Raw genomic sequence first — 13,269 nt, 5'->3', positions numbered from 1 at the left:
ATGACGTTTTCACGCGCATGGTTTAGGCGTAGTGATAAATTTATGAGCAGTTACGGAACTTTTGTTGCTGGTTTTTGCTGGCAAGTATAATAATAAACACACTTTGTCTTGGCATCTGATGGACAAGAGATCGCAGGAATAATGAGGCGAAAACATGTCTTTTTATGGGTAGGGACATAGAGTAAGCGAGCATGATTGGCTTCACTAAATGCTTGTGATAAATATAATCCAAGTCCTGTTCCCGCTTTATCAGTGGTAAAAAATGGATTGAATAACTGGTCTAAGTCAGATGTAGCAACGCCTTTACCATCATCTAAAATATCGATTATAACATCGTTCTCAGTACAATAAATATTAACCTCAACATACGGAGAAGCTCGCACATGGCTACTATAGCGCAAGCCGTTATTAATGAGATTGATTAAAATTTGTTCTAATTGATGCGTATCAAACTGTACGATAGGCTGAGAATAGATATGTAATAAAACATCATGCGCCAGAAAATAATTATCCAAAAATTGCCGCATCCACGTTGCCAATACTACCGGCTGCTGATTGGGCAATTGTTGCCGTGATAAATTTAACACGTCTTCAATAATGCGATTCACACGTTTGGTTTGGGCAAATATCATTTTATATAGTTCATGATTACCTGCCATATCGCTACTGCTTAATGGACTGTTACGCGTCTCATGAATCGAGGCGCCGTTATCATTATTCTCAATGATATCCTCCATTAACAGTTGACTCGCCTGTGAAATAGCAGCCAACGGATTACGAATTTCGTGCGCGATACTGGCAGTTAGCTGCCCTAAAGATGCCAGTTTTAACTGTTGCGCACTGGCTTGCTCACGGCGTAAATCTTCCAATAATACCAATTGACTGGCATCTTTTAAGGGAATGATTTGAATACGTAACTTGTCTCTTACCGAGGCATTTTCCATGATAGGTAATTCATAAATAAAGCTGCGTGAGCGTCCCGCACTGACAGCAAGACATCTATCCAGTAAAGATTCGTGCCTATCTTTCATTTGCTGTTGAAAGGCAGCTAGCGAGCCATTTATCTGGTGGCTAGCGGATGTTGGTTGTCGTTTAAAAATAGAAGTCAGCCAGTTAGTATTATGTTTATAATCTTGATTTTGAACTGGTTTGTGCGGTGTCTTTAGCTGGTCTGAGATTTCTAATAACTTATAAGTTGCCGCATTGGCTAAGACGATATGTCCCTGATCAATGACCATCACGCCATTTAACATTTGGCTAATGACTTCTTGATTGATATTGTTGAGTCTTTCAACTTCTTGCTCATGTTGTTCTGCCATTTTTTCGACATGTACCAAGCGTTGAGAGACGAACCAGCTTAAAAAACCCACCGCTAGAAAGCTGACAGATGTGAGTAGAGCATCGACTAAATCAGTCACGCTCATACTATTGGTAATCGCATAAAAAAACTGCTGATAGATGACAAAAATAACGGCGAGTAAAGTGATGATTAACGCTTGCGAACCATGCAAAAGCATAAAACTCGCCGCTACTACTACCATATAAAGCATGGTTATTTGCAAGTCTGCAGCGCCATTAGTATACAGCAGCAAACTTAATATGATGACGTCAAGGGTGAGTCCGAAAGCCAGTTGTCGCTGTGGATATTTTGTCACCACATAGAATAGCCCAAACAAGACGATGCTCAATAATACATAAAAGCCAAGAACCGTTTGCGGTAATAAACTCGGCAGCAATAAACTGCCTGCAGACTTAGCGGTCACATAACTCATGACTATAAAAAAAATACTGATAACCAGTCGATAGCTACTATAAATTAATCCAAGACGGCGTAATTGGGAGGACGGCAGCGTATTGCCTCGATAAAAAAAGTCAGTCATAGTCGTGATGGCAGCAGGGTGGGTTTTCATAGAATGACCAAATTATCTTAGCACTAAATTTTAGCGCTGAATTTTATGGCTGAATCAAGCCATGACGAATGGCCATATGTGTCAATTTTACATCACTATCAACACCCACTTTTTCATAAATACGATAGCGATAAGTATTGATAGTTTTGACACTGACGAATAACTGGTCAGCAATTTGCTGTGGGCTTTGGCAATTAACGACCATCATCGCCACTTGCTTTTCGCGATCACTCAGTAAGTCAAAGGGGGAAGCTGCATTATCTGATAATAAAACCTCTGCCAACTGTTCCGCAACGTCATGACTGAAATAGCGACCTCCTTGATAGAGTTTTTTAATGGCGCGAATCATCTCGTCTAGTGGCGTGCCTTTAGTGATATAGCCATTAACGCCTGCTTTAAGTAACATGGAGGGATAAGGCTGAGCAACCATACTACTGACCGCTAAAATTTTAATGCCCATATCTAACTGTACTAAACGTTTGGTTGCCTCAAGTCCGCCAATATTTGGCATATTAACATCCAGTAATACCACATCAGGGCTGAGCTGTTTAGCCAATTTAATGGCCATATCACCGCTGTCCGCTTCGCCTACCACTTCAATATCAGTGCTATCAGACAACATACGACTGATGCCCATTCGCACTAAGTCGTGATCATCTACTACCAATACTCGAATCATAGTTATACTCTTATAGATTGCTTAATCTTGGTAAAATCAGATTGATTTCACCTTATAATACTGTGTTATTTTATAAAATATCAGAAAAAAATTAACGTCATAATATTACTGATTTATATCAGTAATTAAGTTTGTATTAAATTGCACATTTCGAGATGATGGTCATCATATATTGTTATTATGTTAACAAATATTACTCGAACCCAAAGCAAGTGTAGCAAATATTGACCATATACAAGAAAAGTATATGTTATCAGTTTAGTAGATTAAATTTGAATGCAAACCATGATACACTAAAAGTACAAAGACCCTATACGAGTGCCTACAAACGCATCCATAATCGCTACGTAAGTTACCAACGTCAACTATCTTGCTTTGACGTGTTAGTAGCAATAGCCGGAGGAAGAATGAAACATATACCATTAACCAAACAGCAATTAATTGCTGCCATGATTTCGTTGAGTTTAGGCAGTGCTGCCCAAGCGGCATTAACGATTAATGGTACTGAATCCAGTGCACGCGTGAGCTGGGGCGGCGCTGACAGCTTATCTGAAGCCCGTAATATCATGTCTAAGTCCACTGGTACGGCTATCAAAAAAGTTGATAACGGCTACGGTACGACTAAACTTACGAATGCTCCCAGTGTAAGTAGCAGCAATAACAATAGTTATAATACGACCTATAGCGGCAGCTTTGGTAGTAGTAGCATGATTCCTATCAGTGCAAATTCGCGCAGTGTCGCAGTCATTGATGCCGAAACAGGCGAATCTATCTATGAGAAAAATGCAGATACCGCAAGACCAATGGCTAGTATTACGAAAGTAATGACCGCTATGGTGGTGCTTGATGCCAATCTAGATATGCGTGAAGAAATTACCTTTGATGCAGAGGATTTTATTGGTCCTAAACGCGCCAGTACGCGTTTAAAAGCAGGCGATCGAATGAATCGCGCTGAGATATTGCTCATGGCACTGATGAAATCAGAGAATCCAGCGGCGAAAACATTAGCCCGTAACTATCCAGGTGGTTATAGTGCCTTTATGCGCGCAATGAATAATAAAGCCAAGTCTTTAGGCATGAGTACTGCATTTTTTGGTGACCCAACTGGTCTTGATTCACGCAATGTAGCGTCATCTAATGATTTAGTTAAAATGGTACGTGCTGCGGGCAATTATGATGTGATTCGTCGTTTTTCTACCACCAAAAGTTATGACTTTTTAGTCGCTAACTATTCAAGTGGCAATCGCAGATATCAAGCCAGTAATACTAGTAGCTTAGTGCGTTCAGGTGATTATCCGATTGGCATCTCAAAAACAGGTTTTATTAACGAGGCAGGAAACTGTGTAGTTATGGAAACCAGAGTTAATAATAGACCCGCCATTATTGTCATCTTAGGGGCAGATAGCTCAGCAACACGTTGGGGTGATGCTAAGAATATTTTAAGTAGTCTTTCTAGCCGCCGTACGGTTTAAGTTTAAAATTGATATTTAAAGTTTTTATCTAATATAGAAATGAATAGAGCTGTTATTGAATATAACGGCTCTTTTTTTAATTATATTATCTCTAACTATCTTATCTCTAATTATATTGCGTCCAAGGATTCGTATGTCCCAGTATTTAGCACCTAAACTCTATTTACTGACCAATGATGATGGGTTTGAGCTCTTGTATTCTAAGTTAAAAATAGCTTTAGGTACAGGCATGATTGGCTTGTTACAAATTCGCCGTAAAAAGATATTGGCGCAAGAAGATGGGCAAGCAAAGCTATATGAGGAAGCGGTGAAAATCGTGGCGTTAGCAAAGCAATATAATGTGGCGGTGGTCATTAATGATGATATTAAGCTTGCTGCTAGGCTAGGCGTAGGCGTTCATCTTGGGCAGCAGGATGGCAATATTGCTGAGGCTAAGCAGCAGCTGTTACCCAATCAAATCATTGGTCGTACTTGTCATGGTGAGGTTGAGCTGGTCAAAGACGCCAAAAATGATGGTGCAGATTATGCAGCGATGGGTGCAGTATTTACATCGACTACAAAACCCAATGCGGCTACTATCACCCGTCAGCAGCTTATCGAAGGCTGCCAGCAAGAGATTGATATTTGTGTGATTGGCGGGTTAACTGCGGAGAATATCAATCAGTTGTCAGGTTTGCCACTGACGTATATCGCCGTTGTTGGTGATATTATGGATTTACCCGGGGATAAGATTGCCATGCGTTGCCAACAATGGCAGCAGGCGCTAACCTTATGGAATACGCCTGCTTAAAACTTAGTAATCTAAATTTGAGTTTTTTGATGCTAAATTCATTTAGCATGTTCCATACATAAGGTGGCATAAGGCAGAGCTTCCAAACGCTGTTCTGCGATTTCTTTACCGCAGATTTCACACTCGCTATACGTACCATTTTCGATACGGCTTAGCGCATTTCTGACATAAACCAAGCTTTGCTTCGCTTCTACTAGCAAATTTTTGCGCATGTCATTTTGACTATAGGAAATGGCTTGGTCGTCCCAATGCTCATTTAGGTCATCTTGTGGATGTTGGATATGGTCTTCAATTTTATCAATACGCGTCTCATATTCTTCTTTTAAGGCGAGTAAATTTGTTTTGGCAGTATCCAAATTAATGCTCATTATATTCTCCAAATAGAGTGTTGTTATTGTTTACTCATCTATCATAAGAGCTGTGACCATACTGTACCACCACAAAATGTTACTGAGCTTGTAGCCTAGTTCAAGCGCTTGCTGATTGTCGGCTAAATTTTATCAGATTGACTGTTTAGAAAAGTGAAGCTTATGCTACACTCACGTCCTAAAATAGCCGAACCATTTTATTTAAATAACAAAGATACCGTTAATAAATAGCATCTTTACTATCTAGTAGTGTCCTTAAATTGACCTATTTATAAATTATAGTGCCCAGAAATCATCGTATTTAGAAGTCGTATTGTCCATCAATAATAGATTAATATCAAAATTAGGAGTAGGTAATGAATTTTTTGCGTATGAGTGAGCTGGATTTAGCTAAAAAAGTAGTATTGATTCGTGAAGACCTAAATGTACCGATTACAGATGGTCAGATTACCAGTGATGCGCGCTTGCAGGCAAGTTTGCCAACGATAAAGCTGGCGTTAGAAAAGGGTGCAGCAGTCATCGTTTGCTCGCATTTGGGGCGTCCGACAGAAGGTAAGCCTGAAGAAATCTATTCGCTAGCGCCTGTTGCTGAGTACTTAACGGATAAGTTAGGGGCGCAAATTAAGCTGCCTGTGACCCTGAATCGTGATTATCTGACCGATGGCGTGACCATTCAAGCCGGTGAAGTCGTGCTGCTAGAAAATGTACGTTTTAATGAAGGTGAAAAGAAAAACAACAGCACGTTAGCAAAAGCTTATGCTGACTTATGTGATGTATTTGTGATGGATGCATTTGGTACAGCGCACCGTGCACAGGCATCAACTGAAGGCGTTACTCAAGCTATGCGTGCCGCGGATAAAACCGTTTGTGCCGGACCGTTATTGTCCGCTGAATTGGATGCGTTGACGCAGGCATTAGACACGCCCGCCCAGCCAATGTTAGCCATTGTTGGTGGCTCAAAAGTATCTACCAAGCTCGAAGTTTTACATAGCTTGGCAGAATTATGCACCCAAATCATCGTTGGTGGTGGGATTGCCAATACTTTCTTAGCCGCGCAAGGTCATAATGTTGGCGCTTCGCTATATGAAGCTGACTTGCTGGAGACGGCACGCGATATCATGACAAAAACCGATATTTTACTGCCTGAATATGTAGTGGTTGCGGATAAAAATGAAATTGATTTTTCTGACTTTATTGGCTCATTACAAAATGCTAAAGCAACAATCAAAGCAGTAAATGCGATTGCTGCCGATGATATGATATTAGACATCGCGCCACAAAGTGCCGAAAAATTAGCCGAAGCCATTATGAATGCCAAGACTATTTTATGGAATGGCCCAGTGGGCGTGTTTGAAGTAGATGCTTTTGGTGCGGGTACTGAAATTTTAGCCAAAGCCGTAAAAGACAGCGCAGGCTTCTCCATTGCGGGCGGCGGTGATACGCTCGCAGCCATTGACAAATATCAAGTAGCGGATGGTGTCAGCTATATGTCAACCGGTGGCGGGGCTTTCTTAGAATTTGTCGAAGGCAAAGTATTGCCAGCAGTAGCTGCCTTACAAATACAAGCACAGTAACACTATACGTACAATATTTGGCGAGTGACTGAGGTAGTCTATTCCAACATTGTCAGATCTAAAGTTTTTTATATTTAATAATTTAGATAAACATAAGTTAATTAAATGATAAACGAAGCGATCTGATAATTAACGACTATTATTAAGCCGTTATTATTTGTTAATATACTAAAAATTGTTATTGCATGTCCTATTTGCTGCCTATAAAATGGCGCTACCATGTATTTTGACATGCATTATTTACTAGAGGTTTATTATGTTAAAACGTCATTTGTTACTTGCTAGCGTTCTTGCTGGTACTTTTGCAGTCACTGCATGTAGCCAAAAAACTGAAGAACAAGCGGATGCGGGTAACGTTGAAGCAGCAGCAGAATCTGCAGGCGATGATATCGTTGCTAATACTGAACAAGCAACTTCTGAAGCTGAAATGGCTGCAAAAAATGCTGGCACAGATATCGCTGATGGTGCTAAAACGGCGGGCGCTGTTGCTGCTGGTGCAGTTGTAAACACTGGCGAAGCTATCGCTGATGGTACTAACAAAGCTGTTGAAGGTACTGCTGATGCCGTGGCTAAAGGCGCAGATAAAGTTGCCTCAGGTGCATCTGATGTTGCGGCTAATGCGGCGGCTAAGCCAGCTACTGATCTACAAGCTGATCCAGCTGTAAAAGAAGCCGTTGCTGAAGATCAAAAATACTAATCTCTACTGTACTCGTCTCTACATTACTCGTAACTAAAGTATTGAGCTTTGATAATAGTTTTTTATATTATTAAAGACATAGAGCACCAAAAGTAAAAAAGCCTTGGTATTGACCGAGGCTTTTTTTATATTTATTCGACTGTGGTTGTATGATTTATCTGAGTAAATCACAAGAAAATGTACGAGATAGATAAATACTGACGTAACCACTGCGAGAGGTCAGTAAACTTTGCTATAATCTGCAGCTGATGATGATTATTGGCATAGTGTGCGTAATAAAAATGATGGTACGATGGTTATTATTGTTCCATTTGGTTTGTTAACGGCATAATTTTTTAACACACAGCACTATCTATTAACGTTATTCAATATTCTATCCCTGTTTAAAACTCAATTAGAGAGCGTCTTATGGCCTTAATCTCCTTACGTCAACTGTTAGATCACGCCGCTGAGCACAGCTACGGTGTGCCTGCATATAATGTCAATAATTTAGAGCAGATGCGCGCGATTATGATTGCCGCTGACGCTTGTAATTCGCCTGTGATTGTACAAGCCAGTGCGGGCGCGCGTGGCTATGCAGGAGCGGCATTTTTACGACATTTAATTATTGCCGCCATCGAAGAGTGGCCACATATTCCTGTCGTCATGCATCAAGATCATGGTACGTCTCCTGCGGTTTGTCAGCGTTCAATTCAGCTTGGTTTCTCATCAGTAATGATGGACGGCTCGCTTGGTGAAGATGGTAAAACACCGATGGATTATGACTATAACGCCAGCGTAACGCGTGAAGTGGTTAAATTGTCACACGCTTGCGGTGTTTCTGTCGAAGGTGAAATTGGTTGTTTAGGCAGTTTAGAGACCGGCATGGCGGGTGAAGAAGACGGACATGGCGCTGAAGGCGTATTGGATCATGCGCAATTATTGACCAGTGCTGACGAAGCAGAACAGTTCGTAAAAGACACGAATGTTGATGCATTAGCAATCGCGATTGGCACCAGTCATGGCGCTTATAAATTCACCCGTCCACCGACTGGCGATATCTTATCAATTGAACGTGTTAAAGAGATTCATGCGCGTATTCCGAACACCCATTTGGTCATGCATGGCTCATCTTCTGTACCGCAAGAATGGCTAAAAATTATTAATGAAAATGGCGGTAACATCGGTGAGACTTATGGTGTACCAGTTGAGCAAATCGTTGAAGCGATTAAGCATGGCGTGCGTAAAGTAAATATCGATACTGATTTGCGCTTGGCATCAACGGGCGCTATCCGCAAATTCCTTGCAGAAAACCCGAGTGAATTTGATCCACGTAAATACTTCAAAGCCTCAATGGTTGCTATGTCAGCTATTTGTGTGAATCGTTTTGAAGCCTTCGGTTCTGCGGGTCAAGCGGATAAGATTCGTCCGATTAGCCTTGAAGGTATGGTTGATTTTTATCAGTAAAATGATGAAAATAAGCCGTATTATTTAAGAGCAGCTCAAATTATTCCACGATTTATAACAGATAATTGCTGTTCATAGGGGAAGGTTATGATAGGACTGATTACTGGGCAGGTGCAGTATTTAATGGCGCCAACGGCCTGTATCATGACCACCTCTGGCGTGGGCTATGATATTGAGCTGCCATTACCGTCATTTTGTCAGTTACAACTAAATCAACAAGCGAGCATTTGGACTCATTTCCACGTGCGTGAAGATGCGCAGCTGCTTTTTGGGTTTATCGACCGTAAAGAACGTGATGTGTTTCGGCAACTGATTAAAATTAATGGGGTTGGTGCTAAAATGGCACTGGCGATGCTGTCTGCTATGTCAGCGGCTGAGCTAAAAATGCATGTTGAGCAAGATTCAGAAACCGCACTCATGCGTATTCCGGGCATTGGTAAAAAAACAGCGCAACGCTTATTAATTGAGCTGAAAGATAAGCTCAAAAATATAGAAGTGGATAGCAGCCATTTAGAGTTTAATCCTCAGTCTGTGACGGTTTCTCACGAAGGTAGTATTATCGCTGAAGTGGAAGGCGCGCTGATTAGCTTAGGTTATAAAGAAAAAGAAGCCCAACAAGCAATTAAGGCAGCTAAAAGTAAGGGCGATATCTTTGAAGATACGCAAGGCTTATTAAAAGCGACTTTACAGCAGTTGTCAGGCTTTTAAGTGCGCTTAGTTTTGACTTAGATTGTTTGATGTTAAAAGGCTTATTATATATTTAAACAAGCGACACTAGTTGTCGCTTGTTTTTATTCTATTCGTTAATTTATGATGCTTTCGCATGATTTATCCGTTACGCTTGGTTATGCTAAGTGTTCTTTCTATATTATTTTTCCCTTTATACAATGATAAAACTTATGAGCCAAGATCGTTTGATTAATCCGCTAGAAGGGCTGGGTGATGCTCCTGATGCTAATATTCGCCCTGCGTTACTGGCTGAATATATCGGACAGCCCGTGGTACGTGAGCAAATGGAAGTCTTTATTGGGGCGGCACGCGCACGTGATGAGGCGCTTGACCATACTCTTATTTTTGGACCACCGGGTCTAGGTAAGACCACGCTTGCCAATATTATCGCTCGTGAAATGGGCGGCAATTTGCGCTCAACCTCAGGACCCGTGCTTGAGCGCGCAGGCGATTTGGCAGCCATGCTGACCAATCTTGAAGCGGGCGATGTGCTATTCATTGATGAGATTCATCGTCTCAGTCCAGTTATTGAAGAGATTCTGTATCCGGCTATGGAAGATTTCCAGCTCGATATTATGATTGGTGAAGGTCCTGCGGCACGCTCAATTAAGCTAGATTTACCACCGTTTACCTTAGTTGCGGCAACTACGCGTGCGGGATTATTGACCTCGCCATTGCGGGATCGCTTCGGTATTGTGCAGCGTTTAGAGTTTTATAATATTGCAGATTTGACCACGATTGTCAGTCGTGCGGCAAGGTTAATGCGCGTGCCGATGAGCGAAGATGGCGCGGTTGAGATTGCCCGCCGTGCACGTGGTACACCGCGGATTGCCAACCGTTTATTGCGCCGTGTACGTGACTATGCGGAGGTCAGAGGCGACGGTAGTATCAACGGTGATATTGCTGCGAGTGCCCTCGATATGTTAGCAGTCGATCGACGCGGATTGGATCATTTAGACCGACGCTATATTGAAATTTTGCATGAGCGTTTTGATGGTGGTCCTGCGGGCGTTGAAGCGGTAGCGGCGGCAATGGCTGAAGATCGCGGGACGTTAGAGGATGTGATTGAACCGTATTTAATTCAACAAGGTTATGTACTGCGCACCGCACGTGGACGCATGCTGACGCAAATGGCGATTGATCAAATGTAATGCTTTATTTTCTCAATAAAAAATGCCCATACTTTAAATGATTAAAGTATGGGCATTTTTTTATCTAAGTGAGATACACTTTTTAATATTAACCTAAAATACGCCAAATCACTGCCAGTATAGCTAAAACGTAAAAGATAGGTGATAACCAACCAACCACTTGAGTAGCAATAGCAATAAATAGTCCAAAACCTGCTAACGCTATCCAGTCACGACGACGGTCATTGAGCATATCCGCGCGGATTTGTTGAATTTCACGCAGCTGACTGTCTTGACGTGCACCTTGTGCCGCTAAGCTTTGCAAGCCTTGGTCAAGCAATTTAGGAATATCCATACTTGATAACAAAAGTTCTGGAAGACGCTGCCGTAGCTGTTGTAAGTTGCGCATTGGGTCGAGCTGTTCTTTTACCCAGCTACTTAAAATAGGTTTGGCAAGTGACCAAATATCAAGGTCAGGGTAGAGGTCGCGACCTAAGCCTTCAACGTGTACCAAGGTTTTAAGGAGTAGCATGAGCTGCGGCGGAATGGTCATGTGATGACGACGGGCGATATCAAGTATTTGCATCAATACGCCCGCAAAATCGATGTCATTAATCGATTTTTGCAACATGGGGGCTACAGTACGACTCATATCACGCATCAAGGCATGCTTATCGGTATGGGGTGGTATCCAACCTGCACGGCTAACGATATCTACTAATGCCGTGAAGTTGTTATTCATAACGGCAAGCAGCATCCGTGCCACGATTAGCTGATCATTTTTGGATAAGGTACCCATGATGGCGCAATCAAGCCCAATATATCGCGGCTCGTGCCCCAAATCTACTGGTGGCATATTAGCCGTCAGCGTCTTGATAGGTGGCGTCTCAACGAACACATTACCCGGATGCATATCCGCATGAAAAAAGTTATCACGAAAGACTTGGGTAAAAAAGATGGTTAAGCCTTTTTCTGCGAGGGCGGCACGGTCATAACCAAGCTGATCAAAGAGCTGCGTTTGTGAAATAGGGACCCCTTGAATACGCTCCATGACCATCACATTCTTAGCAGCGTCATAGACTTCTGGCACATACATCAGCGCTGAGCCTAAGAAATTATTGCGCATCTTAGTCGTGTTTTCAGCTTCAAGGGTTAAATCTAACTCATTAAGCATCACTTGCCGATAGTCTTCGACAATATCAATAATATGTACGGCACGCGCTGCTTCTACACGCGCTGATAGCCAATTGGCAAGCTCGCGTAGCAGCTCAAAGTCCGCAATAATGGTGGTGCGAATGTCAGGGCGCACGACTTTGATCACCACTTCGCGACCATCATAGAGTGCGGCGGTATGTACCTGCGCAATGGAAGCAGCCGCTAACGGCTTAGTATCAAAACGCGCGAATAAAGTATCAACAGACTGCCCTAAACCATATTTTTTATCTTCAATTTGAGCAATGGCTATATCTGGCGCGAAAGGTTTGACTTGGTCTTGTAGTTGAATTAACTGGTTAATAATCTCAGGCGGCACTAAATCACGACGGGTGGAAAGCAATTGTCCAAGCTTTAAAAATAGCGTGCCCATATCTTCGAGCGCGTATTTAATGCCATTAGGCTGATGCTTTTTGCCCCAAGCGGCAGGGTGTAGACGAATTAAACGTGCCAGAGGTTGTAGCTGCGGCGTATCTTCGATAGAAAAATGAGTGTCAATACGATAGCTTGCTGCAATGCGCCAAAGTTCAAGGAGACGGGCGCGATGAGATAGTAGCATGGGCGATAGATACTCTAAATAAACAGTGACGCTAAATAAAAGGTCTCGTTGAAAAATACGAATAGCTATTCGTTATCAGTCAAGCATACCTATTTAGGATGGATAGCACCTAATTGTGCTGCTTCAATAGGATTTGGCACGATGACCAAAGCTACGTTTAAGTTGTGAGATAACTAGCTGTAATTGACTTGCTAAAGGTTTGCCAATGAGTGGCTCAAGCTGTCCTGCAATATCAGGGTCAAAGCCAGCTACCAACTGCTGAAGCTGCATCTGTACTTTGTCATCACCAGTCATTGGCAAATCACCGTCAGCACCGCGCATTAAATGCAGTAATTGCGCAATATTTTCAACGTTAAGAGTACAGTCAGGACGACTATAACTCATACACGCCATATCTACATTGGCTTGTTGGCGCTCATCATTGCTGCTATCCACGGCAATTCTATCAATAGCATGGTTATCAACGACATGAGCGCGCGATTCAAACCCCTCATCGGTGGTGACAGGTTCAAAACGCAGGTGCTCATGATTGAATAAAACATCAACTTGTATCTTAGGCGTTGCGATATTAAGACGTAATACTTTCCCAGCAAGCGATGCAAGCCCTGCTTGGGTAATCTCATCACTGCCAATAGCGATATTAATCAGCTTTTCGGCAGCTGCCAACAGCAATACAGTCAACATAATACTCTCACGTGTTTTA

General features: G+C 42.2%; 12 protein-coding genes. 7 read left to right on the top strand and 5 right to left on the bottom strand.

The genetic code is table 11. From position 1 onward, the window contains the following. Positions 1-50: 50 nt before the first annotated feature. Together AOC03_RS02885 and AOC03_RS02880 are read right to left on the bottom strand one after the other, a co-directional pair. Positions 51-1,910 carry a sensor histidine kinase gene (locus AOC03_RS02885; protein WP_084785751.1) on the bottom strand — a complete coding sequence of 620 codons (1,860 nt, stop codon included), beginning with the start codon at positions 1,908-1,910 and terminating at the stop codon, positions 51-53. A 43-nt stretch (positions 1,911-1,953) separates the two neighbouring features. After that, positions 1,954-2,589, bottom strand: a complete 636-nt coding sequence (locus tag AOC03_RS02880) for a response regulator (protein ID WP_062533515.1) — start codon at positions 2,587-2,589, stop codon at positions 1,954-1,956. 407 nt (positions 2,590-2,996) lie between these two features. On the opposite strand from AOC03_RS02880, the gene AOC03_RS02875 reads away from it, so the two are divergent. Together AOC03_RS02875 and AOC03_RS02870 are read left to right on the top strand one after the other, a co-directional pair. Further along, positions 2,997-4,061 (top strand): serine hydrolase, encoded by a 1,065-nt coding sequence (locus AOC03_RS02875; RefSeq protein WP_062533514.1) that lies wholly within the window; start codon positions 2,997-2,999, stop codon positions 4,059-4,061. A gap of 133 nt (positions 4,062-4,194) precedes the next feature. Beyond that, on the top strand, positions 4,195-4,851 hold the full coding sequence (locus tag AOC03_RS02870) for a thiamine phosphate synthase (RefSeq protein ID WP_157049278.1): 657 nt from the start codon (positions 4,195-4,197) through the stop codon (positions 4,849-4,851). Positions 4,852-4,889: 38 nt separating this feature from the next. Here the strand turns inward: AOC03_RS02870 and AOC03_RS02865 are convergent, their stop codons facing one another. Further along, positions 4,890-5,219, bottom strand: a complete 330-nt coding sequence (locus AOC03_RS02865; protein ID WP_062533513.1) for a TraR/DksA family transcriptional regulator — start codon at positions 5,217-5,219, stop codon at positions 4,890-4,892. 356 nt (positions 5,220-5,575) lie between these two features. On the opposite strand from AOC03_RS02865, the gene AOC03_RS02860 reads away from it, so the two are divergent. The 5 genes from AOC03_RS02860 (at position 5,576) to ruvB (ending at position 10,816) form a co-directional block, all read left to right on the top strand. After that, positions 5,576-6,793 carry a phosphoglycerate kinase gene (locus AOC03_RS02860; protein WP_062533512.1) on the top strand — a complete coding sequence of 406 codons (1,218 nt, stop codon included), beginning with the start codon at positions 5,576-5,578 and terminating at the stop codon, positions 6,791-6,793. A 256-nt stretch (positions 6,794-7,049) separates the two neighbouring features. Beyond that, positions 7,050-7,490, top strand: coding sequence for a hypothetical protein (locus AOC03_RS02855; protein ID WP_062533511.1), 441 nt, complete (start codon positions 7,050-7,052; stop codon positions 7,488-7,490). A gap of 408 nt (positions 7,491-7,898) precedes the next feature. Next, the gene (gene fba, locus AOC03_RS02850; protein ID WP_062533510.1) at positions 7,899-8,936 is read left to right on the top strand and encodes a class II fructose-bisphosphate aldolase; all 1,038 of its coding nucleotides are present in this window, start codon (positions 7,899-7,901) and stop codon (positions 8,934-8,936) included. An 87-nt stretch (positions 8,937-9,023) separates the two neighbouring features. Next, on the top strand, positions 9,024-9,644 hold the full coding sequence (gene ruvA, locus AOC03_RS02845) for a Holliday junction branch migration protein RuvA (protein WP_062533509.1): 621 nt from the start codon (positions 9,024-9,026) through the stop codon (positions 9,642-9,644). A 191-nt stretch (positions 9,645-9,835) separates the two neighbouring features. Further along, positions 9,836-10,816, top strand: coding sequence for a Holliday junction branch migration DNA helicase RuvB (ruvB, locus tag AOC03_RS02840; protein WP_062533508.1), 981 nt, complete (start codon positions 9,836-9,838; stop codon positions 10,814-10,816). An 88-nt stretch (positions 10,817-10,904) separates the two neighbouring features. On the opposite strand, the gene AOC03_RS02835 is transcribed toward ruvB, so the two are convergent. Beyond that, positions 10,905-12,566, bottom strand: coding sequence for an ABC1 kinase family protein (locus AOC03_RS02835; RefSeq protein WP_062533507.1), 1,662 nt, complete (start codon positions 12,564-12,566; stop codon positions 10,905-10,907). Positions 12,567-12,689: 123 nt separating this feature from the next. Next, on the bottom strand, positions 12,690-13,250 hold the full coding sequence (locus tag AOC03_RS02830; RefSeq protein WP_062533506.1) for a hypothetical protein: 561 nt from the start codon (positions 13,248-13,250) through the stop codon (positions 12,690-12,692). Between the last annotated feature and the right edge of the window lie 19 nt (positions 13,251-13,269).

It is taken from the genome of Psychrobacter urativorans, from assembly GCF_001298525.1.
Lineage (GTDB): Bacteria > Pseudomonadota > Gammaproteobacteria > Pseudomonadales > Moraxellaceae > Psychrobacter > Psychrobacter urativorans_A.
Note: the sequence above shows the minus strand (reverse complement) of the source record. Positions and strands in the feature narration are given on the sequence as shown.

Coding starts and splice junctions, on each gene's coding strand:
- AOC03_RS02885 (WP_084785751.1), bottom strand. CDS start 1,910: ATGAAAACCCACCCTGCTGCCATCACGACTATGACTGACTTTTTTTAT.
- AOC03_RS02880 (WP_062533515.1), bottom strand. CDS start 2,589: ATGATTCGAGTATTGGTAGTAGATGATCACGACTTAGTGCGAATGGGC.
- AOC03_RS02875 (WP_062533514.1), top strand. CDS start 2,997: ATGAAACATATACCATTAACCAAACAGCAATTAATTGCTGCCATGATT.
- AOC03_RS02870 (WP_157049278.1), top strand. CDS start 4,195: ATGTCCCAGTATTTAGCACCTAAACTCTATTTACTGACCAATGATGAT.
- AOC03_RS02865 (WP_062533513.1), bottom strand. CDS start 5,219: ATGAGCATTAATTTGGATACTGCCAAAACAAATTTACTCGCCTTAAAA.
- AOC03_RS02860 (WP_062533512.1), top strand. CDS start 5,576: ATGAATTTTTTGCGTATGAGTGAGCTGGATTTAGCTAAAAAAGTAGTA.
- AOC03_RS02855 (WP_062533511.1), top strand. CDS start 7,050: ATGTTAAAACGTCATTTGTTACTTGCTAGCGTTCTTGCTGGTACTTTT.
- fba (WP_062533510.1), top strand. CDS start 7,899: ATGGCCTTAATCTCCTTACGTCAACTGTTAGATCACGCCGCTGAGCAC.
- ruvA (WP_062533509.1), top strand. CDS start 9,024: ATGATAGGACTGATTACTGGGCAGGTGCAGTATTTAATGGCGCCAACG.
- ruvB (WP_062533508.1), top strand. CDS start 9,836: ATGAGCCAAGATCGTTTGATTAATCCGCTAGAAGGGCTGGGTGATGCT.
- AOC03_RS02835 (WP_062533507.1), bottom strand. CDS start 12,566: ATGCTACTATCTCATCGCGCCCGTCTCCTTGAACTTTGGCGCATTGCA.
- AOC03_RS02830 (WP_062533506.1), bottom strand. CDS start 13,250: ATGTTGACTGTATTGCTGTTGGCAGCTGCCGAAAAGCTGATTAATATC.